26 protein-coding genes and 1 tRNA gene are annotated in these 26,755 nt (G+C 59.4%); 11 read left to right on the forward strand and 16 right to left on the reverse strand.

Annotated features, from left to right (window positions below; genetic code table 11):
- The first annotated feature begins 171 nt into the window (after window positions 1–171).
- On the forward strand, window positions 172–786 hold the full coding sequence (locus tag sS8_RS00545; RefSeq protein ID WP_119627937.1) for a hypothetical protein: 615 nt from the start codon (window positions 172–174) through the stop codon (window positions 784–786).
- Window positions 787–958: 172 nt separating this feature from the next.
- Here the strand turns inward: sS8_RS00545 and sS8_RS00550 are convergent, their stop codons facing one another.
- Window positions 959–2,323 carry a sensor histidine kinase gene (locus sS8_RS00550; protein WP_119627938.1) on the reverse strand — a complete coding sequence of 455 codons (1,365 nt, stop codon included), beginning with the start codon at window positions 2,321–2,323 and terminating at the stop codon, window positions 959–961.
- Window positions 2,316–2,987, reverse strand: a complete 672-nt coding sequence (locus sS8_RS00555; RefSeq protein WP_119627939.1) for a response regulator — start codon at window positions 2,985–2,987, stop codon at window positions 2,316–2,318. Before sS8_RS00555 ends, sS8_RS00550 begins: the two co-directional genes overlap by 8 nt.
- 151 nt (window positions 2,988–3,138) lie before the next feature.
- Between sS8_RS00555 and sS8_RS00560 the strand changes: the two genes are divergently transcribed.
- The 5 genes from sS8_RS00560 to sS8_RS00580 all read left to right on the forward strand — a co-directional run bounded on the left by sS8_RS00560 (window position 3,139) and on the right by sS8_RS00580 (window position 8,494).
- On the forward strand, window positions 3,139–4,518 hold the full coding sequence (locus sS8_RS00560; protein WP_119627940.1) for an OpgC family protein: 1,380 nt from the start codon (window positions 3,139–3,141) through the stop codon (window positions 4,516–4,518).
- Window positions 4,519–4,770: 252 nt separating this feature from the next.
- Complete coding sequence (locus tag sS8_RS00565) at window positions 4,771–5,418, forward strand: carbonic anhydrase (RefSeq protein ID WP_119627941.1); 648 nt, start codon at window positions 4,771–4,773, stop codon at window positions 5,416–5,418.
- A 435-nt stretch (window positions 5,419–5,853) separates the two neighbouring features.
- Entirely contained in the window at window positions 5,854–7,251 is a 1,398-nt protein-coding gene (locus sS8_RS00570) for an NfeD family protein (RefSeq protein WP_119627942.1), read from the forward strand.
- The gene (locus tag sS8_RS00575) at window positions 7,248–8,009 is read left to right on the forward strand and encodes a slipin family protein (RefSeq protein ID WP_119627943.1); all 762 of its coding nucleotides are present in this window, start codon (window positions 7,248–7,250) and stop codon (window positions 8,007–8,009) included. The genes sS8_RS00570 and sS8_RS00575 overlap by 4 nt, the downstream gene beginning before the upstream one ends.
- A 185-nt stretch (window positions 8,010–8,194) precedes the next feature.
- The gene (locus sS8_RS00580) at window positions 8,195–8,494 is read left to right on the forward strand and encodes a hypothetical protein (RefSeq protein WP_145986357.1); all 300 of its coding nucleotides are present in this window, start codon (window positions 8,195–8,197) and stop codon (window positions 8,492–8,494) included.
- 253 nt (window positions 8,495–8,747) lie between these two features.
- Here sS8_RS00580 and sS8_RS00585 read toward each other — a convergent pair whose 3' ends face one another.
- Window positions 8,748–9,371: a urate hydroxylase PuuD gene (locus tag sS8_RS00585; RefSeq protein WP_232020468.1), complete on the reverse strand. Its 624-nt coding sequence runs from the start codon at window positions 9,369–9,371 to the stop codon at window positions 8,748–8,750.
- 407 nt (window positions 9,372–9,778) lie between these two features.
- Here sS8_RS00585 and tnpA point away from each other — a divergent pair, with 407 nt between their 5' ends.
- From tnpA to tnpC, 3 genes are read left to right on the forward strand one after another with little or no spacing between them, the layout of a single operon-like run.
- Entirely contained in the window at window positions 9,779–10,081 is a 303-nt protein-coding gene (tnpA, locus tag sS8_RS00595; protein WP_119627851.1) for an IS66 family insertion sequence element accessory protein TnpA, read from the forward strand.
- On the forward strand, window positions 10,081–10,422 hold the full coding sequence (gene tnpB, locus sS8_RS00600; RefSeq protein WP_119627852.1) for an IS66 family insertion sequence element accessory protein TnpB: 342 nt from the start codon (window positions 10,081–10,083) through the stop codon (window positions 10,420–10,422). Before tnpA ends, tnpB begins: the two co-directional genes overlap by 1 nt.
- Window positions 10,423–10,480: 58 nt before the next feature.
- Window positions 10,481–11,992 (forward strand): IS66 family transposase, encoded by a 1,512-nt coding sequence (gene tnpC, locus sS8_RS00605; RefSeq protein ID WP_119627946.1) that lies wholly within the window; start codon window positions 10,481–10,483, stop codon window positions 11,990–11,992.
- Window positions 11,993–12,049: 57 nt separating this feature from the next.
- Here the strand turns inward: tnpC and sS8_RS00610 are convergent, their stop codons facing one another.
- On the reverse strand, window positions 12,050–13,528 hold the full coding sequence (locus sS8_RS00610) for a putative bifunctional diguanylate cyclase/phosphodiesterase (RefSeq protein WP_119627947.1): 1,479 nt from the start codon (window positions 13,526–13,528) through the stop codon (window positions 12,050–12,052).
- Window positions 13,471–14,148 (reverse strand): PAS domain-containing response regulator, encoded by a 678-nt coding sequence (locus tag sS8_RS00615; RefSeq protein ID WP_119627948.1) that lies wholly within the window; start codon window positions 14,146–14,148, stop codon window positions 13,471–13,473. Before sS8_RS00615 ends, sS8_RS00610 begins: the two co-directional genes overlap by 58 nt.
- A 739-nt stretch (window positions 14,149–14,887) precedes the next feature.
- Between sS8_RS00615 and sS8_RS00620 the strand changes: the two genes are divergently transcribed.
- Window positions 14,888–16,213: a lipase family protein gene (locus tag sS8_RS00620; RefSeq protein WP_119627949.1), complete on the forward strand. Its 1,326-nt coding sequence runs from the start codon at window positions 14,888–14,890 to the stop codon at window positions 16,211–16,213.
- A gap of 310 nt (window positions 16,214–16,523) precedes the next feature.
- Here the strand turns inward: sS8_RS00620 and sS8_RS00625 are convergent.
- The 11 genes from sS8_RS00625 to sS8_RS00675 form a co-directional block, all read right to left on the reverse strand.
- Window positions 16,524–16,600 (reverse strand) — tRNA-Met (locus tag sS8_RS00625).
- Window positions 16,601–16,683: 83 nt separating this feature from the next.
- Entirely contained in the window at window positions 16,684–17,196 is a 513-nt protein-coding gene (locus sS8_RS00630; RefSeq protein ID WP_331852274.1) for a phosphatidylglycerophosphatase A family protein, read from the reverse strand.
- Window positions 17,189–18,151, reverse strand: a complete 963-nt coding sequence (thiL, locus tag sS8_RS00635; protein ID WP_119627950.1) for a thiamine-phosphate kinase — start codon at window positions 18,149–18,151, stop codon at window positions 17,189–17,191. The genes sS8_RS00630 and thiL overlap by 8 nt, the downstream gene beginning before the upstream one ends.
- Before the next feature lie 35 nt (window positions 18,152–18,186).
- Entirely contained in the window at window positions 18,187–18,783 is a 597-nt protein-coding gene (gene nusB, locus sS8_RS00640) for a transcription antitermination factor NusB (RefSeq protein WP_119627951.1), read from the reverse strand.
- Entirely contained in the window at window positions 18,780–19,259 is a 480-nt protein-coding gene (gene ribH, locus sS8_RS00645; protein WP_119627952.1) for a 6,7-dimethyl-8-ribityllumazine synthase, read from the reverse strand. The genes nusB and ribH overlap by 4 nt, the downstream gene beginning before the upstream one ends.
- Before the next feature lie 21 nt (window positions 19,260–19,280).
- Window positions 19,281–20,384: a bifunctional 3,4-dihydroxy-2-butanone-4-phosphate synthase/GTP cyclohydrolase II gene (gene ribBA, locus sS8_RS00650; protein WP_119627953.1), complete on the reverse strand. Its 1,104-nt coding sequence runs from the start codon at window positions 20,382–20,384 to the stop codon at window positions 19,281–19,283.
- A gap of 2 nt (window positions 20,385–20,386) precedes the next feature.
- Window positions 20,387–21,043 (reverse strand): riboflavin synthase, encoded by a 657-nt coding sequence (locus tag sS8_RS00655; protein WP_119627954.1) that lies wholly within the window; start codon window positions 21,041–21,043, stop codon window positions 20,387–20,389.
- 27 nt (window positions 21,044–21,070) lie between these two features.
- Window positions 21,071–22,183 (reverse strand): bifunctional diaminohydroxyphosphoribosylaminopyrimidine deaminase/5-amino-6-(5-phosphoribosylamino)uracil reductase RibD, encoded by a 1,113-nt coding sequence (gene ribD / locus sS8_RS00660; RefSeq protein ID WP_119627955.1) that lies wholly within the window; start codon window positions 22,181–22,183, stop codon window positions 21,071–21,073.
- Window positions 22,184–22,187: 4 nt separating this feature from the next.
- Entirely contained in the window at window positions 22,188–22,697 is a 510-nt protein-coding gene (gene nrdR, locus sS8_RS00665; RefSeq protein ID WP_119627956.1) for a transcriptional regulator NrdR, read from the reverse strand.
- A 67-nt stretch (window positions 22,698–22,764) separates the two neighbouring features.
- Window positions 22,765–24,021, reverse strand: a complete 1,257-nt coding sequence (glyA, locus tag sS8_RS00670; RefSeq protein WP_119627957.1) for a serine hydroxymethyltransferase — start codon at window positions 24,019–24,021, stop codon at window positions 22,765–22,767.
- Window positions 24,022–24,177: 156 nt separating this feature from the next.
- On the reverse strand, window positions 24,178–25,173 hold the full coding sequence (locus tag sS8_RS00675; protein WP_119627958.1) for a PspC domain-containing protein: 996 nt from the start codon (window positions 25,171–25,173) through the stop codon (window positions 24,178–24,180).
- A 211-nt stretch (window positions 25,174–25,384) separates the two neighbouring features.
- Between sS8_RS00675 and sS8_RS00680 the strand changes: the two genes are divergently transcribed.
- Window positions 25,385–26,731, forward strand: coding sequence for a SpoIIE family protein phosphatase (locus sS8_RS00680; RefSeq protein WP_170160888.1), 1,347 nt, complete (start codon window positions 25,385–25,387; stop codon window positions 26,729–26,731).
- Window positions 26,732–26,755: the final 24 nt, after the last annotated feature.

The raw sequence follows: 26,755 nt of genomic DNA on the forward strand, positions 1-26,755 counted from the left end.
CGAAGGCGTGCGGCAGCGCTGCGGGCTGGGAACTCGCGACGAGGTCGGGAATGCGGTTTCCTGGATAATAGTCCCGTCTCGAACCGCAAGGTACCGGAGCGAAAGAACGGATTGGACGAAGCTCGGGTCTAATATTCCGAAGTTTTCCCCAAATCATACGGAAATAACGATATGGCGAGTCAATGCGTATTGAGCGGCTCGGCGGCAAGGGCGGAGAAAATTGGCGGAGGGAAGGGAATCGCCCCGGGTTCAGGGCAGCTGTCGATCCCGCTAAGATCCCTTTTGCTCTGCGTGCTCGCGGGCATCGCAACGTCATGGTTTCGGCCGGTGCAAGCGGCGGACATTTTCAAGTGCCCGACCGGTGACGGACCGGTATACACTGACGAGCCGGTTTCCGGCAGTTGCCGCAAGCTGCGGTTCACGGTCAGCAAACCCGACCCGGAGGCCATTGCGCGACTTGAACAGTGGAAGGAGCAGCGAGCCGCCGAGGAGGCTCGGAAAGCCGCGGAAGCACGGGAAGAACGCCTGGTACGCGTGCGCGAACTGGAGGCGCTGGCGGCATGGCAGTCGGCGCGCGCGGCGCTGATGGAGGCCGAGGCTGCTCAGTACTCTCGGTATCCTCAGGAGGTCTATTATCCGATCCGGGGATATTCCATCGGAAGCTCCTATTTCCGCGATTATTCCGGTTTTGACCGGCATCGCTACCCGTACGGATACGATGCCGGGCGCTACATGCGATACGGAATGCCGCCCGTTCAGCTGCATTTTTCCCGCAAGCGGCGGTAAGCCGAAAGCCGGGAGCGGAGGCCTTCCCCGCGCCTTTGGTTTTGCGCGGGGCAGCAGAGGCAGGACCAAGCCGAAAAGATACTCAGCTCCGAAATAACCGGAGTTTACGATCAGGTTTCTGAACGGCTCTCGCCCCGGGGTTGCCGTCCCATGTTCGGCAGGAAACGACTGCTTAAAACCGGACTTCGATGCGCGCTCCTCCAAGACTCGACCGGGACAGCCTCGCCCGCGCATCGTGCTGTTCGGCGATTTCCTTGACGATCGCGAGTCCCAGCCCGCAGCCGTCGCCCGGGCTGCCGGGGGGGCGATAAAATCGTTCGAATATCCGGTCTACCTCGGAATCCGGAATGCCGGGGCCGTCGTCTTCCACCACGAGAGCAGGGGGTGTATCCGCCGTGATTCGTACGGTAATTTGTCCGTGCTCGCGTCCATAGCGGATGGCATTGTCGAGAAGGTTATTGAGCAGTTCGCGGAGCAGGGTTTGCTCACCCTGTACGTATATCGGATCTTCAGGCCCCTCGAAGCTCAGATCCATATCCCGCTGCAGGGCTTTGGGCACCCAGTCGATACAGGCGTCTCTCGCCACGGCGCGGAGGTCCACCCGGGAAGCGGGGCGCGAGCCGCCCAGGGCAGTCTCCGAGCGCGCCAGCGAGAGCAGTTGAGTGCTTAATCGCGATGCCCGGTCGGCGCCGTTTCGAATTTGCATCAGGGCCGGCCTCATCGTCTCCAGGTTCGTTTCCCGCAGCGCACGTTCCGCCTGAACCTTGAGACCGGCCAGCGGGGTCCGAAGCTGGTGCGCGGCATTGGCGATGAAGCGCTGCTGCGCGGTAATTGCCGTGGACAGTCGGGCGAGCAGATCGTTAATGGTATGGGTGAGGGTAAGCACTTCCAGCGGTACGCCGGTATCCGGTATCGGCGTGAGGTCGCGCGGCGAGCGCTGGGCGATCTCGCGCGTCAATGCGTTCAGCGGGCGCAATCCCCGGTTGATCCCCAGCCAGATATACAGCCCCGCCGCGCATACCAGCACGAGCTGGGGCACCAGCTCGGCGAGGAGTATATCGGTCATCATACTGCGCCTTTTGCGGACGGTCTCGGCGACCTGGACCAAAACCTCCTCGGAACTATCCTTGGGCGTCGCGAGCATGGAAACCACACGCACCCTGTGTGCCTGTATCATGCTGTCGAAATAGGCGGGCTGCTTGCGAACCGAGGCCGGGTCCGGCGGTGGCGGGACTCTCTTGTCCCCGGCCATGAAACCGATACTGGACGATTCGATCTTGAAAAACGTCTGATCCACGTCATCCCACTGGAAAATCTCCAGCGCGGTGGGCGGCAATTCGAAGGTAACCTTGCCTTTCTGCGCCTTGACTTCCTGCGCCAGTGAGCGTGCCGAGTCGAGCAGCCAGCGGTCATACGCCGCGTTGGCGTAATAAAACGCAATGTAGTACGAGGCTATCGCGTCAAGCACCACGAAAAGCGAAAGTGGAAGCGCCAGCCGTAGCAGGAACTGGGTTTTCAGGCTCTGGACTTTAGCCATCAGTGTCTTTTTCCAGCAAATAGCCGAGGCCGCGCACGGTCCGGATTCTCACACCCAGGGCTTCCATCCGCTTGCGCAGCCTGTGGATATAGACTTCGATGGCGTTGTCTCCCAGCTCATCATTTCCCGCGGACAGGCGCTGGGCGATACGGTCCTTGCTGACGACCCGGCCGGCGTGGATCAGCAAGGCTTCAAGCACGCCGTATTCGCGGGCGGACAGGATGATCGGCGTACCGTCCACCAGCACCTGGCAATTCAAGGTATCCAAGCTCAGACGTCCGACTTTGATATCGCCGAAACCGCCGTAACGGCGGCGGATCAGGGCATGTATCCGTGCCTCCAGTTCTCGCAGGTCGAACGGTTTGACCATGTAGTCGTCGGCGCCCCATTCGAGGCCCTTGATCCGGTCATTCAAGGCATCGCGCGCGGTCAGGACGAGAACGGGAACCGGATTTTTCCGTGCCCGCAATCTTCGCAGGAGTTCGAACCCCTCCATGTCGGGAAGGCCGAGGTCGAGGATCACCAAATCGAAATTTTGGGTGAGCAGCGCAGATTCGGCATAAGCACCCGCCGCCGCCGCCGTGACCGCATAGCCCGATTGACCGAGCACGTGGGTCAATCCGTCGGCCAGAACGGTGTCGTCCTCTACGAGCAGAATTCTCATGCGTCGAACAAGCGTCGTGAAAGGTTGGTGAAAGTTTCGTACGATACCATGGCTGGACGAACCCGCCCGCCGCGTAGAAAGAGCGGTAAGAGCTGAGTGTCTAGAGCAGCGGAGAGCCGGCCGAAAATTCCGTCGACTAAAAAAAAAACCGATGACAGGACAAAGCTTACACAAACACCGGAACCTCAAGCTCGATTTTTTTCGCGGCTTCGCTCTGCTGATCATTTTTATCAATCACATACCGGCGAACGAGTGGCTGGTTTTTACCCCGTCCCGTTATGGCTTGAGCGATGCAGCCGAAATCTTCGTGTTTCTCTCCGGTTACGCCGCGGCGATCGCCTACGGTCGCAGTTTCCGCGTTTCCGGTTTGTGGTTGGGCAGCGTTCGGGTATTTTACCGCTGCGCCCAAATCTACGGTGCCCATCTCACTCTTTTCATGCTCTTGGCGGTCATTTGCGTGTTGGGCAACGCCGTTTTCGGAGATCCGGATTATATTCGCGCTCTCAATCTTCAATATTTTTTCGATGAGACCCAGGAGGCTATACTCGGACTGATTTCCCTGCGTTATGTTCCGAACTATTTCGATATCCTGCCCATGTACTTCGTGGTCATGCTGTGGATACCGGTAGTGTGGGCGCTTTCCCGCATGCATGTCGCATTGGCCCTGGCTTTCCCGATCGGCGTTTACCTCGCCATGTGGCACTATGGGCTGGAGCTTTCGGCCGAGCCGGACAGCGATCGCCCCTGGTTCTTCAACCCTTTCGGATGGCAGCTGATTTTCTTTACCGGCTTCGCCTTCGGATCCGGCTGGATAAAGCCGCCTGCATACAAGGCCTGGCTGGCGGCAGCCTGCCTTGCCTTCGTGATTTTGTCATTACCCTTGACGCCGGCGGCGGAACTGCGTCCGACCGAGTTTCTGATTCGACTCCATGCCGATCTGCAGCCGTGGCTGGACAAGACTCACCTTGGGCCGCTACGCTGGACATATTTCCTGGCCTTGGCGTATCTCGTCACGCTGATCCTGCGGAATTGCGAAGACGGGTTGAATTCGAAGGCGGTTCGGCCGGTCATCGAAATGGGGCAGCAATCACTGCCGATATTCATGTTGACGATGGCGCTCTCCTATGTCGGCGGCATGATTCTGGATCAATTCGGTCATGGCATGGTGATCCTTGCGGCGGTCAATCTCGGAGGCTGCGCTTTTCTGCTGCTTGCCGCGCGCACGATGGCTTGGCTGAAATCCAGCCCATGGAAAGCTCAGACCGAACGTGGCGCGTTTTCGTCGGCAGGGCAAGGTGCTGAAAGCACTCCGCCTATTCCGCTTTTTGCCCCATTGTCGAGCGGATTGAAACAGATTCCGGCGGTGGTCTTTGCCGGATTCGTGGCTGCGGTACCTTTGTACCTGTCTCAAAAAGGCACCGTTGCACAATATTCCGTGTTGGCAATGCGTGGTGCGGGAGGGGCTTTCACGGAAGATCACGTAGGAAATGCAGCGAGCGTACCGAGAAATTTGGAATTGCCGCGGCCTTGACTCATGAAGGACGAAAGCGTGCCCGATCACGAGCCCGTCCCGGTGGGCCGCTTCTCCGCATTGGAGACTTGATCAGAGCTTCCTTCTTAAAGAGAGCGTACGGCCGGTCCGCAAGGAGCGAAAGCGGTCGGGTGCCGTACATTCCGAACCCGTCGAAAAATTTCGGCCGGGATTTCTTAAGTGCGAGCATGTCCCGCGAATGCCGGACCGCCATCTCCTCAAATCAAATCATGACCATTGCCAGAGGCGAATATGAGACCTTTCGAGAAATTATTGCTGGAAAATAAGGCTTGGGCAGAGGAAAAAACGATCCGCGAGACGGACTATTTTTCCCGGTTGGCGGGCGCTCAGACGCCGGACTTTTTATGGATAGGATGTTCCGACAGCCGAGTTCCGGCGGAAATCATCGTCAACGCCCAGCCCGGCGAGATTTTCGTACACCGGAATATCGCCAATCAGGTCATCACCACGGACTTCAACAGCCTCAGCGTGATTCAATATGCCGTCGACGTGCTCAAGGTCAGCCACGTGATCGTCTGCGGTCATTATAATTGCGGCGGCATTCGTGCGGCGCTCAGTCCGCAGCGCTCGGAATTGTTGATCGTCAACAAATGGCTGATGCACATCAAGGACGTATATCGCCTGCATCAAGCCGAGATCAACGCCTTGGAGACCGATGAAGAACGTGCGGAGAGATTGGTGGAGCTCAACGTCATCGAGCAGGTTCAGACGCTCGCGCACCTTTCGGTGATCCAGCATTCGTGGAAACGCTACCAGCGTCCGGTTCTGCACGGGTGCGTATACGGGCTTAACGACGGCATTATCAAGGAACTCATTCGGCTTCCGCCCGAAACGCTGATTCATCCGATTTATCAGTACGCGGATTTGCCGGAGACCTGATTCCTTGCCCCGAGTCTACCGCTTGAGCCTATCTCGGTAGGTCGTTCGCCCTGAGCTTGTCGAAGGGCCGTGTCGAAGGATCTCGGGACCCGCCGGGATAGGCTTTTTAGACCCTCGCCGCGTGTTCTTTCACTACCCGCGACATCGACCGAAATACTCAAAACGCCACTCCGGCGGGGCTTTGATCTTTCAGGGGAACAAGCTTTGCCGGTCGAAGCTTTTGCGCCGAAAGCAGAATACCCGCCATCGAAAGGATTGCTGACGTTCGTCCGTTCAGGTACAAGGGATTTGCCGCCCGCGAACCGTCAGCGGTAACAGAAGGTCCGAGAAAGAGAAGGATCGGTCTCGATGGGGTTTCAGTCGAAACTGAAATCTCGCCGATGAATCTCGGTTTCAGAAACACTAAGAACATCCACCGGGAGGCGCGGAGAACGGATGCTACGACACATCATCGTCATCTTGATCGGGTTATGGCTCTTGGTCGGAATAGCCGGCGCGGCCGAACGGCAAGCGTCCGAATCCCCGGCTCCGCCGGCGCCCAAGATAGTCGCGCAGCTGACCATAGACGGTCCCATCGGCCCGGCAATCAGTGATTACGTCGCGCGCGCGCTGAAAGACGCCGAATCCCGAAATGCCGTTTTGGCCGTCATTCGGATGGACACGCCGGGAGGTCTCGATACCGCGATGCGCGACATCATCCGAATGATACTGGCTTCGCGTATTCCGATTGCGTCTTTCGTCGCTCCCAGCGGAGCCCGCGCGGCCAGCGCGGGCACCTACATTCTCTATGCCAGCCACATCGCCGCCATGGCCCCGGCTACCAATCTCGGCGCGGCTACCCCGGTTGCCATCGGCGGGCCGGGAGGCAATGAAGGCGAGTCCGAGCCGAAGGAGAAGGACGGCGAGAGATCCGGGGCCGACTCCGGCGACGCCATGTCCAGGAAAATGATCAACGACGCAGTGGCCTACTTGCGGGGGCTCGCTCATCTCCGGGGCCGAAACGCGGAATGGGCTGAAAAATCGGTGCGCGAGGGTGCGAGTCTTACCGCCGAGGAAGCGCTTAAGATGCACGTCATCGACCTGGTTTCGCCCGATATTCCCACCCTGCTTGCCGAATTGCAGGGCCGGCGGGTGAATGTTCTGGGACGCGAAGTGACCCTGGATTTGACCGGCGCCTCCGTTGAAACGATAGACCCCGACTGGCGCAGCCGTCTGCTGGCCGTCATCACCAACCCTAATGTCGCCTATATTCTGATGATGATCGGAGTGTACGGCCTGATACTCGAATTCTATAACCCGGGATCGATCGTGCCGGGGACGGTGGGCGTCATTTCTCTGTTGCTGGCGATGTATGCCTTTCAGGTCCTGCCGGTGAATTATGCCGGTCTCGCCCTGATCATCGTCGGTATCGGTTTGATGATCGCCGAGGCATTCGCACCGAGTTTCGGGGCGCTAGGCCTCGGCGGCATCGCAGCCTTCGTCATCGGCAGCGTCATTTTGATCGATACCGAACGCATGCCCGGGGTGGGGCTCAGTTGGGCCGTAATCGCGGCGTTCGCCCTGGCCAGCTTGATGTTCTTCGGGCTCGCGGTCGGCCTTATTCTGCGGTCACGGCATAAACCCGTGGTCACAGGGCGCGAAGAAATGATCGGCGCCTTCGGGACGGCTCTGGAGGATTTCCGGGAAAACGGCAGAATCCATGTCCGAAGCGAAATCTGGACGGCGCGCAGCGGGATTCCGGTGCACAAGGGTCAACTCGTCCGTGTAACGGGACTGGATGGGTTGATTCTCAGCGTTACGCCATTGGAAGAACGAGAGGAGCGAGAACCATGATAACCACCTATTTTGTCGTTTTTCTGGCCGTCATCGTGCTGATGTTTCTGTTCGCGGCGATCAAAGTTCTGCGCGAATACGAACGGGGGGTCATTTTTTTGCTGGGCCGATTCTACAAGGTAAAGGGGCCGGGGCTGTTCATCGTAATTCCGATCATTCAGCAGATGGTCAAGGTCGATCTCAGGACCATCGTGATGGATGTGCCGACCCAGGACGTGATATCGAGGGACAATGTTTCGGTCAAGGTGAACGCGATCGTCTTTTTCCGCGTCATCGACCCAGCCAACGCCATCATCCAGGTGGAGAATTATTTCGAGGCGACCAGCCAGCTCGCGCAGACGACTTTGCGTTCGGTGCTCGGCCAGCACGAACTGGACGAAATGCTGGCGGGACGGGAGAAGTTGAACATCGATATACAGGGGGTACTCGATCAGCAGACCGATGCCTGGGGCATCAAGGTCTCCAATGTCGAGATCAAACATGTTGACCTGGACGAGAGCATGGTACGGGCGATCGCGCGGCAGGCGGAGGCCGAACGCGAGCGCCGCGCCAAAGTGATACACGCCGAGGGCGAGTTTCAGGCCTCGCAGCGGCTGGTCGAAGCCGCTAAGACCCTGGCGCAGGCTCCCAGAGCCATCGAGCTCCGCTATCTCCAGACCTTGACCGAGGTTGCGGGCGATCGATCTTCGACCTTCGTGTTCCCGCTGCCCATGGAAATCTTGAGCGCCCTCAAAACCGGCCAGGATACGAAGCCCTGATCGAGGGGGGCGACTCTTGGCGTGTCCACGCGGACTGGCCTTTGGTGAGAGTGGGGCAGCGGCCGTTGCCGCTCTTTCGCGGCACTGTCCACTGAGAGGATAATGCGGCTTCGGGCAAGCTTTGGTTGCCCGGGCCGCGCTCCGTCGCGATCTGTTCCGAACATTCAAACGAGGTTATTGCCGATATGCCGCTTTTGATTTCGATTCTGCTGACCATAGGCATCATCTATTGGTATTACCGAACCGCCGAACGACTGGGACTGAAGTCGCTGCACTGGGGTATCGCCGGAGCTATCGCTTATCAGGTACCGGCCTGGGCCTGGATGATTTTGGTTTCCAAACCCTATTTATCCTCGCTCAGAGGCGCGACGAAAACCGGCATGTCGGCGTTCTTGATCGGCCACTCCTGGATCCTGGTAGGCGCGCTTTGCGCCCTTGCGGTTTATAAGTTTTTCCTGTTGAAGGCCAATGTTCGCGGATCGTAAGCGTTCGATTGTCGGTAGCGGACGAACAGCCGATTTTGAAATCGGCGGGTGAAAAAAGGGATTCCGGGTTTATTAATCAGGCCCGGAAATACCAGGAGGGTATTTACGGGCCGCCGCCCAGGCCGGTACACGCCCGGCCTGATCTTACACGGTTTCTCGCCGCGCCGGGGCATCCCTGCCCCAGATTTACCCGGCCTATATTCATAGGCCGGGTAAATAGAACCGAAACCCCTTTTGATTTTGATGTGCGCTTTTACGCTAGGTGTCCCGCAGCGACCATGAAATAGAGCATCGGGATCGAGAACATGGTGTTGAGTCGGCTGGTCAGCATGGCTGTCCGCGCGGCCGCCTTCTTTTCATCATCCGTGGCTTCGACCAGACCCAACACTTTTTTCTGGTTGGGCCAGATGATGTTCCAGACATTGTAGGCCATGATCAGACCGAGCCACATTCCGAGGCCGATATATGTGGCTGGGCCGCCGTTGAAGTAGCCCAGCAGCAGAGCCTGGACGATATAGCCGTTCAGGGTGGCGAGAATCAGGCCGGTTACCACGGTGGACAACGCCGCCCAGCGGAACCAGAACAGCGCGGTCGGCGCGATGATCTTGCCGATCGCGGGCTTTTGTTCGTCCGGAATTTTGGGCATGGAAGGGATCTGGACGAAATTGAAGTACCAGAGCAAACCGATCCACATGACGCCCGAAAGCACATGCAGCCAGCGAAAAAGAAAGGCAAACCAGACTTGCGATATCTCGAAGCTGCCGGTTGCGAACGCGAGAGCCGCAGCCAGCACGACGCCGAAGATCAGCGCCCTTTCCAGTTTGTCCAAGCCGAATTTGGCGAGCGCGTCGATCACCTGGATCATGACATTTTGCATTTTCGATCTCCCCTTTTGTTTTTTGTTGGTGTTGACTAACGTGTGCAAAGTGTGCACACGGTCAACAGAGTATTCTTCTCCGGTGTGGCGATCAAATGGAATTGGGTGGCTGCACCATCGTCCGGTATTCGACGGCATTCAGCCCGCGACATGCGTTTCGGAAGGACGCCGGGCCGAGTCGGCCGCCGGGGAGCGCGCGCACGATTCCCGGTTTCGCAATCGCGGCCGGAAATCGCCCGGTCGAGCAGGCGTGCGGATCCAAAACGAGGCTTGCCGCGGCGGGTCCCGGGCGGACGAAGCTCGCTTATTCGATGCCGATGCTTTCCGAGTAAGCGTCCGGCTGTCCGCATAATTCCCACCGATTAGCGCCTGAGTCACAGTATCGCCATATTCCCGAAGAGGAGGAGATGGCGATGACGAAACAAGAACGAGAGATGCATTGGCGGGTCCTGCTGGAGCAACAGGCAGGGAGTGGGTTGTCGGTGCGCGCTTGGTGTGCGCGCGAGGCGGTCAGCTATGCGGCGTTCATCTACTGGCGTCGACGCGTAGCGCAGCCAGCGGTGGTGGCGCCACTGACGTTGATGCGGGTAGATGGCGGTGAGACAGCAGTCGGTGGTCTGTGGTTGTCGGTGGGCGGGGTTCGCATCGAGGTGAAACCGGGGTTCGATGCCGGGTTGTTGAAGCAGGTGGTGGCCGCATTGGTCTCGTGATGCTGGCGACGATTCTGAGTGCGGCGGCGGTGTATGTGGTGGCCGAGCCGGTCGATTTGCGCAAGTCCATCGATGGTTTGGCGCTGGCGGTGGAGAGCAGTCTGGGGCATTCGCCGTTATCGGGTGCGGTGTTCGTGTTTTTCAACCGGGGCCGGGACAAGGTGAAGCTGTTGTGGTGGGATCGTCACGGTTTCTGGCTGGCCTACAAGCGGCTGGAGAAAGGCCGCTTCCGCAAGCCGGTTCAGGGGACGATTTCGCGCTCGGACCTGCTGCTGTTGCTGGAAGGCGTGGACCTGACGGTGGCCCGTTTCCGCGCGGTTCGCGCGGGTCGGGTCGGCTGAGTCGAAAGTGCCTAAAACCCGCATCAGAGCTGGGCTTTCGGGTGGTCCACCGGGTATAATGGCAGCCATGAATGCCGCCGCTCTCGCCGAAGAAAATCGTACTCTAAAGGCCACCCTGGCCCAGCGCGAGGCGCGCATCGAACGGCTGGAATTCGACCTAGCGCAGCTGAAGAAGCTGCTGTTCGGCGCCCGTTCCGAGCGACTGGCGACCCTCCCCGACATCGACCAACTGCCGCTGTGGGATGAGGTGCCCGAGGACGCCCCCGTCGCCAGTCCGGTGGCGTTCAAGACGGTGGTGGTGCAATCGCCCGCCAAGAATCAACCGAAGCGCACCGCACTGCCGGCGCATCTGCCGCGAGAGATCGTGGTATTGCCGTTGTCGGCACAAGACCGGCAGTGTCCTGCCTGCGGTGAGGAACGGCCGGTGATCGGCTACGAAAGCTCCGAACGCTTGGATTACGTCCCGGCGCAACTGAAGGTCGTGGAAACGCGGCGGGAAAAGTGCGCCTGCGCGAAGTGCCAAGGGCAGTTGACCACGGTACCGGCCCCGCCGCAAATCATCGAGCAGGGCATCCCTCTGCCGGGTCTTCTGGCACATCTGCTGATGGCTAAATACGGCTATCACCTGCCGCTGTACCGCATCGAGCAAATCTTTGCCCGCCAGGGTGTCCCCATTGCCCGCACCACGTTGTGCGACTGGGTCATCCAGAGCGGCTGGCAGCTGCAGCCCTTGGTCGAGCGGATGCTGGCGTTGCTCAAGCAACAGCCGGTGATCTTCTCGGACGACACCACTGTGGCGGTGCAGGACCGCGGCAAGACGCGGGAAACCCGGTTTTGGGTATACGCCGGCCACTCGCCGCCCATCGTCGTCTATGACCACACCGAAACCCGGGCGGGCAAGCATCCCAAGGCCAAACTGGAAGGCTACAGCGGCTACCTGCAGGCGGACGCCTATGCCGGTTACGACCAGATCTTCGCCGCAGGCAAGGTCCTGGAAGTGGCGTGCTGGGCGCATGCGCGCCGCAAGTTCTTCGAGATTGCCCGACAGACCGAGAACGGCAAGCGCATCAGCGCCCATGAGGCCTTGGAGTACATCGGCCGGCTCTACGCCATCGAACGGGAGGCCAAGGAACAGCAACTCGACGCCGAAGGCACCCGAAAGCTACGGCAGGAACAGGCGCGGCCGATCCTGGCCGAGTTCAAGGCCTGGCTCGAAGACCGGCTGCGCCAGCTGGCGCCCAAGACCCCCACTGCCCAGGCCATCGGCTATGCCCTCAAGAACTGGCCGGCGCTGGAGCGCTATACCGAAGACGGTCGCCTGGAGATCGACAACAACCGCAGTGAGCGGGCGATCCGCCCCCTCACCATCGGCCGCAAGAACTGGCTGTTCCTCGGCTCGCCCAAGGGCGGCCAGGTCGCCGCCACGGTGTTCAGCCTCATCCAAACCTGCAAGGAACTCGACCTCAACCCAGAGGCCTACCTGAAAGACGTCCTGACCCGTTTACCCACCACCAAGCAGAGGGAGATCGACAGCCTGCTACCCCACAACTGGAAACCAGCCAACGTATAAGGTCCTGACGGTTAACTGTTCGGCGGCATCAGGAAAAGACTGTCCTCCAGCGGACGCTTACCTTTCCGAATCGTGAATGCCGGTCCGGTCGGGCAAGCGGCGTAGCAACCTGTCGGTCAAGGAAGGCGCGGGCATGGCTTTCATGATGAAGTAGCCTTGTCCCTCCTCGCATCGCGCGTCTTTTAAAAAGCCCAGGTGCTGGGCATTCTCGATACCCTCGGCAATGACTTTGATTCCCAGGCTGTGCGCCAGCGAAATGATTGCCTTGGTGATTTTCATGTCGCTCGCGGAAGTATGGATGTTCTGGATGAACGAACGATCGATCTTCAGCGCGTCGATAGGCAGGCGTTGCAGATAACTCAAAGAGGAATAGCCGGTACCGAAATCGTCGATCGAAATTCTGATACGCCGTGCGTGCAAGGCTTCGAAGATTTGCAGCGTGGCTTCCAGGTTTTCGATCATGATGCTTTCGGTTATTTCGAGTTCCAGGCAGCTTGGATCGACCTGGGTTTCCCCGATGATGGTGTCGAGCAGCGGAACGAGATGATCGAGGCGGTACTGCCGAACGGAAATATTGACGGCCAGGCGTAGCGGATACAGCCCCAGCCTGTGCCATTCCCGCAGTTGCCGGCAGCCCGTCCGCAAAGCCCATGCGCCGACCGGAAGGATCAGATTGGTTTCTTCGAGCAGGGGTATGAATCGATCCGGCGGCACCGGCCCGAACTCGGGGTGGTTCCACCGAATCAGGGCTTCCACCCCGACGATGCGTCCGCTGGGGAGATCGATTTGGGGTTGATAGTTCAGAACGAACTGATTCTTCGCGAGAGCCAAGCGGAGCTGGGTCTCCAGTGTCAGTCGTTCGAGAGCCGTGGCATTCATGCCGGGCGAATAGAACTTGAAGGTATTGCGCCCTTCGCATTTGGCCGTATACATGGCGCGGTCGGCATTCTTGATCAATTCCTCGATTTCAATCGCGTCGGAAGGATAGAACGCAATTCCGATACTGGGCGAAATGAAAACCTGATGGTGCCGCAGGTTAATCGGCAGGCTCAGCGCCTGGATGATCTTTTGGGCGACGATTTGGGTCTTTTGCGGGTCGGTGATGTTTTCGAGAATGACCGTGAATTCATCGCCTCCGAATCGCGCCGCGAGGTCGCTTTCTCGTACCGACTGTTTCACGTGGGCTGCGGCTTGCTGCAGCAGCTCGTCGCCGGCGTTGTGTCCCAGTGAGTCGTTGACCGTTTTGAATCGGTCGAGATCGATGAACAGCAGAGCAAGGCCGGAATTGTTTTGCCTCGTCCGCTGGATGGCCTCCTTCAGCCGCATGTTGAACAATTCCCGGTTGGGAAGTCCGGTCAAGGTATCGTAATGTGTGAGACTGTGAAGGCGATCCTCGATTTGCTTGCGTTCCGTGATGCCCGAAATGGTCGCGATGTAGTTCGTCAAGCGGCCGTCGGCGTCTTTTACAACGTTGATGGTCAGCCATTGGGGATAGACATCCTTATTTTTCCGCTTGTTCCAAATCTCACCTGCCATTGCCCGGTAAGCTCGATGGCCTCCCACATACGCCGATAAAATGCCTTGTCGTGCCTGCCCGAACTCAAAATCGACGGCGTATTGCCGATGATCTCCTCGGTCGTATAGCCGGTGATTGAACTGAATGCGGGATTGATTGCAATAATGCGCGTGTCCGGATCGGTAATCAGGATTCCCTCCGCTACGTTTTGAAATACCATCTCGGCAATTCGATTCAGGTTTTCCGTATCTTTCCGGGCACGAAGCAGGTGCTCTCGGCACAGAACTTCCTGAATAACCGACGGCAGAAGATCGAAGAATGCGCCGTGTTCGTCCTTTACCACATAATCGGCGGCGCCCAGGCGCAGGGCGTCCACCGCGACGTCCAGGGCCTTCGTTCCGCAGACCATGACGATGGGAGGTGCCGACGGCAGAGCCTGCATGTTGCGAAGGATGGTCAGGCCGTCTTTCCGCGGCGCCGTGTGGCCGAGGATCACGAGGTCGTATTGTTCCGCTGCCAGCCTGTCCTGACCCTTTTCGCCGGTTGCGGCGATATCCAGCCGATGACCGAGTTTCGCGAGACTCGCCCGTGCGAGAAGCGCCAGGGAAACGTCTTCTTCGACGCAGAGCAATTGAGCCATTAAGATTTATTATTGTGCCGGACTGATGAACCGGGCTTAGTGTATCGCTTATCGTTCAGTACATGACACAAGTTTGGTACACGTGGCGTGCTTGCCGAGAACGACCGGGCCATTGAACGGCCTTAGGCGGAGAAGCGGGTTCTTGGCCCATTCATCCACGCGGTGGCCGCTTCGCGATTCGGGAGCAATCGTCCGGACGCGGTCCGAACAGCGAAACCGCCATTCCCGCCCTGCTGCCCAGGGGGCGTTCCACGGTCACCGGCGGAACGGCGGCGAGCCGTTCTCGCGAACTTTGTGGGTTATTGATCAGGCCCGCGAACTCTCTCCTGGTATTTCGGGCCGCCGCGCCGGTTGTTGCGGAGTAGCCGTGAGACTATTGCCGCCGGGGTATGCAAGACATGGAAAAGAACGCCGTATTTTCGCCTTGCCGCCGGTACCGCTATGCCATATAGCGGTACAGGGGTGGATTGCCTGCCGGTGGATACGCCATGTTCAAAGTCCGGTTGTCCGATTCTCCGGGGCCGGCTCGATGGTGGAATGCGCCTGCGCAGTTGGCTTTCGGAAAATGGTCTACGCTTTCCAAGGATTCTTCCGGAGCCGGATGCCGGTCTCCCCGCAGCGACCGGAACGGACCGACTCTGGATCGGGTCCGCGGTCGCTTTAAGGAATCTCTGCTGTCTTGAGTAGAAATCTTTGCCAAGACGCCTCATGAACCCACCTCACTCACAGGAATGACAGAATGAGCGAACAGTACTCACAGGAGCAACAGATCCACAGTCTTTCTATGCTGGCCAATGCAACCTTCGGCGTCAGCTTCACCCAGGCACGGGGCGGCGTATCCGGATTGCAGAGCTATGCCGTTACGGTGGTTACGCAGACCCTCGCGAACAGCACGGTTCAGGGGCTTATCGGCAGCGACTGGACTACCGTATGGGGACCGGTGGTTTATTCCAACGATCCCGGCGCCGGTTCCGTCGTTGCCGACAACACGATGGTCCTGTTCAACAGTCCTTCGCAGAACCTGTTCGTGCTGGCGATTGCCGGCACCAACATCGATTCCATGTACGATTGGTTCAAGGAAGACTTTGCCGTCAACGGCCGGGTAAGCTGGAGCAGCATCGTCGGGAGCGACGTCCACATCCCGTTCGAGGACCTGCTCGCCGCGGTCTCCGGCGGCACCGCGACCGGTCTTCAGATATTGCTGGGCATGCAGGACAGCAACGGGACTACCATGGTCGAAGCGCTGTCTACGGCGGCCGGCAAACTGAAAGACGCGGCCACGCTGGCGGTGGCCGGACACAGCCTGGGCGGCGCGCTGAGCCCGGCCATGGCGCTGTACCTTCACGATATGCAGCAGACCTCCGGCAACTGGAATGCGTCCGGCAAGATCAACAGCATACAGGCCTGGCCCACCGCCGGTCCGACACCGGGCAACGGCTCCTGGGCCGCCTATTATGAATATGTCGTGGGTACGGAACTCAGCCAGTACGGTGCGCCGCTGTCCTATACCAGCAAGTACAATACGCTGGACGTGATCCCGCAGGCCTGGCAGAGCAGTACGCTGGCCGATGTGCCCACGCTTTACGAGCCGAGCATCTCCCAGCCCAAGGGGTCGACGCCTGCGGAAGCGATCACCGGCGTACTGGCCGTCGCCGCGGTACTGAATGCCGTGGATACCGGCAATCCGTTTTCCCTTTTCAACCAGGTCACGCCCTGGACCAGCCTGGCAGGGACGTTCGATACGGCGACCGACGAGGCTATCCAGACCAAGCTGAAAAACATCGGCCTGGCGATCCCTTCGGGTCTTTCGGCTTACCAGCCCTATTTCGAAAACCTGGCCCGCTTCCTGGCCCAGATGGCTTACCAGCATACGACCGCATACAACACACTGCTCGATATCGAAGATTTTGCATCCGAATACGGGGCCATCAAGCAAAACAACGATCCCGATGGAAAGAGCGATGCCCAGTTACATGAAGAAGCGCTGGGCCGCAGACTGGGTGTCGACCTGTCCAAGCTGAAACAGCTCGATTCGGCAGCACCGGCTGCCCAGGACATGGCGTAATTCCAGATCGCTTTCGATAAGTCATTAATTTTTTTGAGAGGGTGGGTTAGGCCGGAGGCCGTAACCCACCGGACACGACCCGGCACGGCTGTAAGACCTTGCAGCCCGGCATGTGCCGGAAGTGGATACTTTTCCCAGAGGCCAAAGGAATCTACTGCAAGTTGCTCGACAGTCTGGAAAACCTTGACGATACAGCGGCTGGGTGAGTGCTTCAGGCAGTTCATCGGAAGTGGACGCCTGCTTCCGGAGAACGGTACTCGCACGGCGGAAATACAAAACGCCGGGCTAGCCGGCGTTTTGTATCTGGAATTGGTAGCGGGGGCTGGATTTGAACCAACGACCTTCGGGTTATGAGCCCGACGAGCTACCAGACTGCTCCACCCCGCGTCGATTTCGGGTACTATACCGGAAATGAGGCCTCGATGCAATTAAACGTTAACATTGGAAGACGGCGGAGGCGCTCCGGCGCTTCAGATCCCGAATCCGCTCCGTAATATTACAAGGCCGATGGCGGCGTAAACGCCGGCCAATACATCATCCAGCATCACTCCGAGCCCGCCGTGGACGGTTCGGTCCAGCAGGGCGATCGGCCACGGCTTCCAGATGTCGAAAAGCCGAAAGGCCAGAAAGCCGATGACCACCCACTGCCAGGAAGCCGGCACGAACATCATGGTGATCAAGAAGCCGACGATCTCGTCCCACACGATGCCGGGGTGGTCTTGCACGTCGAGACGCTGTTCGCAGTGGCCGCAGATAAAAATCCCGGCGATCGCAAGCGCGATCACGATGAAGGCGTAAACCGGAGTGCTCAGATCGGCCACAAGCCAGTAGATCGGGATGGCGGCCAGCGTTCCGAAGGTTCCGGGGGCGACCGGCGCGAGACCGGAGCCGAAGCCGAATCCCAGGAAACACAGGGGATCACCGAAAATTTCTGCCGGTTTGACGCGGCGGTGGGATCTTGTTTTTCTTGTCTGACTAATCACGGGTAAAGTGCTGATATCCGTCTTGGGAAAATTCGATGGACCAGCCGTCTCTTAACAGCCTTAGCCCTGCCTGCGACTCGATTCGTCCGATCAGGGCGAAAGGACAATCGCCTGCCGCCAGGCGCTGCTCCAGCGCGTCCCGGTTTGCCGGCGGAACGGTGAAGCAGAGTTCGTAATCGTCTCCGGCCGATAGCGGCATCCGCCAGTCGCCGGTCTCCACAATGTAACGGGATATGCCGTCCGTCAATGGCAGGCGGTCCCACTCGATCGTAGCGCCCACGCCGCTTGCTTCCAGTATGTGTCCCAGATCGGCCGCGAGCCCGTCGGACACGTCGATGCAGCTGCTGGCCAGACCGCGCAGCCTGATTCCCGCGTCGATTCGGGGTTCCGGTTTTTCCAGGCGAACGACGGCAGTCGGGTCGTCGATATCGGTGCTGCCCTGACGAATCTTGAGTCCCAGTCCTGCGGTACCCAATTCGCCCGTCAGATAAACCAGGTCCCCGGGGCGGGCACCGGAACGCCGAAGAGCATGCTCCCGGGGCGCAAGTCCGAGGGCCTGTACCGTGATCGTCAAAGGCCCGCGTGTGGTATCTCCGCCGACCAGTTCTACGCCATGGCGCTCGGCCAAGGCGAAGAAACCCCTGGCGAAACTTTGCAGCCAGGCGCGCTCGGGATGGGGAAGGGTGAGTGCCAGCGTCACCCAGCGGGGTTCCGCGCCCATCGCGGCGAGATCGCTGAGATTTACCGCCAACACCTTATGGCCCAGGCTTTCCGGGTCGACATCAGGCAGAAAGTGCACCCCTTCGACCAGGGTATCAGCGGTTACGGCCAGATCCTGCCTTTCCTCGACGCGCAGTAAGGCACAGTCGTCGCCGACGCCCAAAACCGTGGAAGCCTGCTTGACGGCTTGCTTGGTGAAAAAACGGCGAATCAGTTCGAATTCACCTATAGCCATGATGCTGTGCCGCGAAGAAAACGTTGCGGCGGCTGCTAGGACTTGTGCCGCATTTGAATTTCCGCCGTGCGGTGCTTGCGGGCTACGCGATCCAGAATGCCATTGATGTATCTGTGGCTTTCCGCGGCGCCGAACTGCTTGGCGAGATCGATGCCTTCGTTGAGTACCACCCGGTACGGGGTTTCCAGGCGAAACAGCAGCTCATAGGCGCTGATTCGCAGAATGGCCCGCTCCACGGGGTCGATCTCGGCGACCGGGCGATCCGCGAATTCGCTCAGAGCCTCGTCAATCGTGCGAAGGTGTTCGGGCACGCCGTGCAGCAGTTCTTTAAAGAAACGAGTGTTGATTTCGGGTGCGCGGCAATGCTCGATCAAATCATTCAGCGGCGGACGCTCGGGCTGCCGGCTCTCCGTTTCCCGCTGGCGGCAGTATTTCTCCAGCAACTCTTCGAGCAGGTTCAGTTCATTTTCGGTCAGGTCGTAGCCATTCTTGTAGCGTCTGAAGAGGACTTTGGCATCCTTCAATTCACCGAGGAACTGCGTTTCGATCTCCGACAAATTGGCATCGCTCAGCTGCCATTGATAAACGGCCTGTACCGCGCAGCGGCGAGCCAGGGTTCGCGGATTACTCATGCCGAGCCCATCTGGTTCAATAAATCGACCATTTCGACAGCGGACAAGGCCGCTTCCGCGCCCTTGTTCCCGGCCTTGGTTCCGGCTCGTTCGATGGCTTGTTCGATGGTGTCCACCGTAAGGACGCCGAAAGCGACCGGAATGTCATGCTTGAGCGAAATGCTGCTGATGCCCTTCACGCATTCGCCGGCTACGTAATCAAAATGGGGCGTCGAGCCGCGAATGACGGCGCCCACCGCCACGATGGCATCGTAACGCTTGGAGACCGCCGCTTTCTGCACCGCGAGCGGCAGTTCGTAAGCGCCGGGCGTCTTGACCAGGTGGATGTCTTCTTTTCTCGCGCCGTGCCGCAGCAGCGCATCGACCGCGCCGGCGACCAGATGGTCGACGATGAAGCTGTTGAAACGGGACGCCACGATGCAGAAGCGGGCACCCTTGACCAAGAGTTGGCCCTCGTAGGTTTTGATGTCGGACATCGATGTTCTCTCTAATAATTTTCAGGAAACGTATTCGACCACTTCCAGGTCGTAGCCGGATAACCCCAGGTATTTTTTGGGCGCGCCCAATACGCGGAGCTTGTGTACGCCCAGGTCGGCCAGAATCTGGGCGCCGGTTCCGGTGGTGCGCCAGTCGTCGGTTTTCGGTTCGTCGATCGCCGTTTCGATGCCGTTGTCTTCCATCTGGTACTGGTGTATGCGTTCGACCAGAAATTTGTCGTCCTCCTCCTTGCGGATGACGACCAGGACTCCGCGTCCTTCAGCGGCGATGTGTTGCATGGCGTTGCGCAAGGGCAGGCCGCTGTCGCTGCGTCGGGCTCCGAACAGATCGTTCAGGAGATTGCGTCCGTGTACCCGCACCAGCACCGGCTCGTCGCCGGCGACTTCGCCCATGGTCAGCGCCAGATGCAGGCGCTTGTCGACTTGATCCTGATAGGCGTGAAGACGGAATCTGCCGAATTCGGTCGGGAAATCGCAGGAGCAGATCCGTTCCACGGTCTTTTCGTTCTGGATTCGGTAATGAATCAAATCGGCGATGGTTCCGATCTTGAGGCCGTGCTCCTGCGCGAATTTCTCCAAATCGGGGCCGCGTGCCATGGAACCGTCTTCGTTGAGAATTTCGACGATGACGGCGGCGGGTTCGAGTCCGGCCAGCCGGGCGATGTCGCATCCGGCCTCGGTGTGTCCGGCCCGATTGAGCACCCCCCCGGGTTGTGCCATCAGCGGAAAAACGTGACCCGGCTGGACCAGGTCGTCCGGTTTGGCATCCGGGGCCACGGCGCAGAGTATGGTGCAGGCGCGGTCCGCGGCTGAAATGCCGGTGGTGACGCCGCTCGCGGCTTCGATGGACACCGTGAAATTGGTGGAATGCGGCGTCTTGTTCTCGTTCACCATCAAGGGCAGGCGCAGCTGCTGACAGCGCTCGCGGGTCAGTGTCAGGCAGATCAATCCGCGGCCGTAACGCGCCATGAAATTGATGTCCTGGGGGCGGGTGTGAACCGCGGCCATGACCAGATCGCCCTCGTTTTCGCGGTCTTCGTCATCCATGATGACGACCATTTTGCCGAAGCGGATATCCTCGATGATCTCTTCGATGCTGTTCATGCTTAAGCGATAAAACCGGTGTTTTTGAGAAATTCTTCGGTGATGGCCGGGCCGCTTTCGGCCGCGCGATCGCCGAGCAGGAGCCGCTCCAGGTAACGGGCCAGGATGTCCACTTCCAGATTGACCCGCTGTCCCACGGCAGTTTCGCCCAACGTGGTTTCGGCCAGGGTATGCGGGACGATATTGACGCCGAATCGGTTGCCGTTCACTTCGTTGACCGTCAGGCTGATGCCGTCCATGCAGATCGAACCTTTTTCGGCGATGTATTTCGCCAAACCGGCCGGCGCTTCGATGGTGAAGCGCACCGAGCGGGCTTCGCTATGCTTGGCTGCGACCGTGCCCACGCCGTCGACATGGCCGCTGACGAGATGCCCGCCGAGACGGGTGGTGGGCAGCAGGGCGAGTTCCAGATTGACGTGGGTTCCGGTTTTGGCGTCGCCGAGAGTGGTGCGCGACAGGGTTTCGCGCGAGACATCGGCGGCGAAGAGCCGATCGCCGAGTTCTATGGCGGTCAGGCAGACGCCGTTGACCGCGATGCTGTCGCCCAGCTGGACATCGGCGAACGGCAGTTTGCCCGTGGCGACCGTCAGGCGGCAATCGCCGCCTTTGGGCTCAATGCGAGTGATGGTTCCGATTGCTTGGATGATGCCGGTGAACATAAAGCGCTCGTGGGTAATTCGAAAAGGCTATTTTCTGTGCAGGGTCAGTTTGATGTCACGCCCGACTTGGCGCACGTCGCTGATCGTCAGCTCGAACCGCTCGGCCATGCGGGTCAGGTCGGGCAGGTGGAACAATCCGTTCGCGCGATCGCCCAACACCACCGGGGCGGCATAGATGATCCATTCGTCCACCAGATTTTCCCGGAGCAGGGCGCCGTTCAGAATCGGACCGGCCTCGACCAGGACTTCGTTGAACTGGCGGTGTCCGAGCCAATCGGCCACCGCCGTCAGGTCCAGCCGTCCGTCCGGCGCTGCGGGCAAGGTCTCGATCTCGAAACGGTCCGATAACGCTTGACTACGCGCCTTATCTGATAGGGCCGTCAACGCCACGGCGCGGTTCCGCCCTTGGGCGAGACGCCGGGTCGCGGGCATGCGTAGCCGGGAATCGAGGATCACGCGAACCGGCTGCAATATTTCGCCCGCCGATTCCGGCAAGCGTGCCGTCAGTTCCGGGTCGTCCTGCAGCACGGTGCCGATGCCGGTCAGGATGGCCGAGCTTCTCGCCCGCAAGCGATGGGCGTCGCGCCGGGCGTCTTCGCCGGTAATCCATTTGCTTTCGCCGGAGGGCAGGGCGGTGCGGCCGTCCAGGCTCATGGCCAGCTTGCTGCGAATGTAGGGACGACCCGTTGTCATGCGTTTGCAGAAACCGGGATTCAAGGTCGTCGCCGCGTTTTCCAACAGCCCGCATGCGACACTCACGCCGGCATTTTCGAGTATCCGCAAACCCTCGCCCGAAACCCGCGGATTCGGGTCTTTCATGGCCGCCACCACGCGGGAAACCCCGGCCGCTACCAACGCGTCCGTACAGGGCGGCGTCTTGCCGTGATGGCAGCACGGCTCCAGGCTGACGTAAGCGGTTGCGCCTTGAGCACGAGCGCCGCTTTGCCGAAGCGCCTCGACCTCGGCGTGAGGGCCGCCCGCTTGTCGATGCCAGCCTTCGCCGACGATTTGGCCGTCTTTCACGATGACGCAGCCGACGCGCGGGTTGGGATCGGTCGTGAATAAGCCCCGCTCGGCCAGGTGCAGCGCACGGGACATGAACTCCGCGTCCTCGCGGGAAAATTTCATCGAAGGCGCCATCGGACTACGGCTCCGGCTCGTCGTCGAACAGGTCCGGCTGGTCCCTCTTTTCATTCGGGTGCGGTTGCTTTTCGAGCCGGTCGATGACCTCGCGAAACTCGTTCACGTCCTCGAAACTCCGGTAAACCGAGGCAAACCGGACATAAGCGACGTGGTCAAGCTCGCCGAGTTCCTGCATCACGCTTTCGCCGATGAATCGGGACGAGACCTCGCGATCGCCGCGAGCCAAGAGTTTTTTCTTGATGCGGTTGATGGACGCTTCGATTCGGTCGCTGCCCACCGGGCGCTTTTCGAGAGCGCGCAGAATCCCGGCGCGCAGCTTTTCTTCCCGGAATGGTTCCCGGCTGCCGTTGGCCTTGATCACCCGGGGCATGTTCAGTTCCGCTGCTTCGTAGGTCGTGAAACGCTCTTTGCATTCGGTACATTCGCGGCGCCGACGCACCTGATCGCCTTCCTGGGACAAGCGGGAGTCGATGACTCGGGTATCTTGAGCACCGCAAAATGGACAGCGCATTATGGCTTTGTCGTCAACGGAACGGGGCAGCCCGGCAAGAAAGCCGCGCGGTTCCGGGAACTAACGCTCAGTCCGCGTAGACGGGATATTTACGGCAAATCTGCAGTGCGTCGTCTTTCACCCGGTTGATCACCGCTTCGTTTTGCGGCTCGTCGAGTACGTCGCACATCCAGCCGGCGAGTGCTTCGCAGTCAGCCTTGGTAAAGCCGCGGGTCGTGACGGCCGGCGTGCCGATGCGAATGCCGCTGGTCACGAACGGCGACTGCGGGTCGTTGGGCACGGCGTTCTTGTTCACGGTGATATTGGCGTGCCCCAGGGTTTCGTCGGCCAGCTTGCCGGTAAGTCCCTTGTCGATCAAATCGACCAGGAACAAATGGTTGTCGGTGCCTCCGGAGACGATCTTGTAGCCACGGTCGACGAAGCGCTGCGCCATGGCGCGTGCGTTTTCGACCACCTGCGCCTGATATTGCCTGAAGTCCGGCTGAGCGGCTTCCTTCAGGGCAACCGCCTTGGCCGCGATAACGTGCATCAGGGGGCCGCCCTGAATGCCGGGAAAGACGAGGGAGTTCAGCTTCTTCTCGATATCCGGGTTGGATTTGGCCAGGATCAGGCCGCCGCGCGGGCCGCGCAAGGTCTTGTGGGTGGTCGTCGTGGTGACGTCGGCGATCTGAACCGGGCTGGGGTAGACGCCTGCCGCGACCAGTCCCGCGACGTGCGCCATGTCCACGACCAGGTAGGCGCCCACGGAATCGGCGATGGTGCGGAAGCGCTGCCAGTCGACGATGCGCGAATAGGCCGAGAAACCGGCAACGATCATCTTCGGCCGATATTCCTTGGCCAGGGATTCGACCTGGTCGTAATCGATGTGGCCGGTGGCCGGATCGAGGCCGTATTGGACGGCATTGTAAATCTTGCCGGAAAAATTGACCTTTGCGCCATGGGTCAGATGGCCGCCATGGGCCAGGCTCATGCCGAGTATGGTGTCGCCCGGTTCGAGAAGCGCCATGTAAACCGCGGTGTTGGCCTGCGACCCGGAGTGGGGCTGAACGTTGGCGAAGTCGGCGCCGAACAGCTCTTTTGCTCGCTCGATGGCCAGGCTTTCGACGACGTCCACGTATTCGCAGCCGCCGTAGTACCGTTTACCCGGATAACCTTCGGCGTACTTGTTGGTGAGCACGGTACCTTGCGCCTGCAACACCCTGGGACTGGCATAGTTTTCGGAGGCAATCAGCTCGATATGGTCTTCTTGTCTCGTTTCTTCGTTTTGGATCGCAGACCACAGTTCGTCGTCAAATCCCGCGATCTCCATACCCTTGCTAAACATAAATCGAACCTACAGGCTGGTTGGATGAATAGCCTATTGTATCGCAACGGGCAAGCGGCGTATCCGGACAAAACCGGTTTGTTCCATAAAAAATTCTCGGACGATGGATCACCCGCAGCTGATGATGCGGCGCCGGATCATCAGCCGGTTCGGCCGTCAATTCGGCAGTCGAAACGATTGTTCCGCGAATTTTTCCCTGAGAAATCGCCCGTGTACCAGCAAGCCCTGAGCATCCTTTTCAAACAGGCTCTTCGCGAGATCATGCAGGGCACGGTCGAGCAGATTCAGTTGATCGTTAAGCGATTCCTCGGCGGTCTTGCCGCCGCTGAGCTGCTGCGAACGGGCGAGACTCGGCGGCAGCGACACATATTGATTGACGGTATCGGGCAGGTAATCGAACGCAATCTTGCGGACTTCGAATGGCGTCAGATCGAACGGATCGCCTCCGCTTTCGGTCCTTTCCATGAGAAAGGCCAGCTTCTCCTCGATTTGTTCAAGTGTGCGCAGGGTGTTTTCATCGGTTCGTTCCCGCAGAATTTCACGGAGAGGAGCGAGCCGTTCTTTCCACAGCCTGACCTGCGGCGAAGTCAGCTCGGTATCGCCTACGGTGCGGTGTATTTCCTGATCGATCAGTTCATTCGAGGCGCGTTGAAATTCGTCCCTGAGTTCCGTCAGTTCGAGCCGGGCGCGTTTGAAGGGGGGCAGGTTTCCGGGGAAGGCGAGCATTTGTTTCAAAATGGACGGAAAACGCAGTAAAGCCAGTTCCCTGAGCGAATCGACCATCCTCGCCGAAACGCCGATGCGTTCGAAATAGGGGGCAACGAACTTGATCACGTCGAAGGTTTCCTGAACCTCGTCGGCGACCGGCGCCGGCAATCGGCGATGCACTTTGCGGACCAGTTTCTCGATGCGCCTCAGTTCACGGTACAGACGCCAGGATACATCCGGGATCGGCGTCTCGGTTCCCGCCGGCAACAGGGCCCAGAGTGCCAGGTAAACCCACATCGTCAGACTGAAAGAAAAAAATACCGACAAGATGAAGAGAAAACGCACCAGCGCAACGTCGACGCCGAGATAATCCGCGATTCCCGCGCAGACGCCGCCTAGCCGGCGCCGCTGAAGGTTGCGTTGGAGTTTGGGTCTGGAGCTCATTTTTCGGGATGTTTGGAACGGATTTACCGTGTCCGGATAGCCTATGTTCTGCATGAGTCTAGATTCTAAACGAGAAGTTGACACTTCGAACCAAAACCGGCGGGAAAGTTTCGAATTCCGAAATACCGGCGCCCGCATAAGCGGAATTGAAGACATTTGGGCGGTTTGCATATTGCCGGGATTGGATTCGGGTAAGATAGCGCTTCATCAGTTGGAACGCCGACATGTGGACATCGTGCCGATGATCGATACCGAAATTGGGCAAAACCCGCCGGCCCTCACCGAACCGACTTCCGAGATGTCGAACATCGACTGGGAGGCCTTGGTGGATCACCGGACCTGCGTGCAGCTGAACGAACCTCTGGCTTCCGTGCAGGAAAAGTTTCGGCAGGCCGACGCCAGTTATATCGCGATACTCGATAAGAAGCGGGTGGTCGGCTTGTGCGCGCGGCACGAGATCGCCATGTGCCTCGGCTCTCAATACGGCTTCGCGCTGTTCGGAAAGGCACCGGTTCGCAATCACCTGGTCGAACAGCCGCTATTGATCAACGTCAAGCAGTCATGGGCGGACGTGCTCCAGCGCGTGTTTTCGCGCACCGGCGAAAGCTTCAATCAGGACGTGCTGCTGGTCGACGACAGATGTGCATTGGTAGGACTCATTTCGGTACAAACCCTGGTCCGCCTGCAGACCCGGCTGCTGATGCAGAGCATCATGCAGTTGGAGCAAAAACAGGCCGAAATCGGTCGCCGCAACCAGCAGTTGACCGACGATCTGCGCATGGCCCGCGAGGTGCAGCTCGCCATGCTGCCGCGCAACATACCGACGATTCCTCCCGATGTCCTGCCGGCCATGAGTGCCGTGCGGGTTTTCAGTCACTATGCCCCTTTCGGTATGGTGAGCGGCGATTATTTCGAAGTGTTTCCGATTTCCGAAGCCGCCATTGCGATTCTGATTGCCGATGTCATGGGACATGGCGTCCAGGCCGCCTTGATCATGGCCATGATGCGCGCATTGATACAGAATCATCGCGGGACGGCCGGCGATCCGGGATTGTTCCTGACGGCGCTGAACCGGAGCCTTTGCGAGATTTTGAAGGGCAGCAGCCTGTCGACCTTCGCGTCCGCTTTTTCGCTGGTGATCGATGTCGGAGTCGGCGAGCTACGTTACGCCAATGCCGGACATCCATGCCCCATCCATCTGAGCCGCGGGTCCGGAAGGGCCGTGCACCTGGATTGCGTGCAGTCCAGCAACGGCGGCGTGCTGGGCGTGAGACCGGAAGTGGCTTACCTTACCGGGAGCGCCGAACTGAAAGCGCAGGACGCGGTGTTGCTCTTCACGGATGGGCTGTTCGAGATTCGATTGGAGGATGACGATATCCTGGGGCAGGAACGCCTGCTCGACCTGGCGGCGATGCGTATGAGCCGATCGGGCGAGGCTTTGGTTCAGGAACTCGTCGACGCCGCGCGGGGCTTTTCGTCTCGCGGACAATTCGAAGACGATGTATGCTTGGTCGCGGTCGAAATCGGCGAAATTGCTTCCGGCAACTGCCGCTTTTAGGTTTGCCCGGGGTCGAACACAAAC

This window comes from Methylocaldum marinum, from assembly GCF_003584645.1.
Lineage (GTDB): Bacteria > Pseudomonadota > Gammaproteobacteria > Methylococcales > Methylococcaceae > Methylocaldum > Methylocaldum marinum.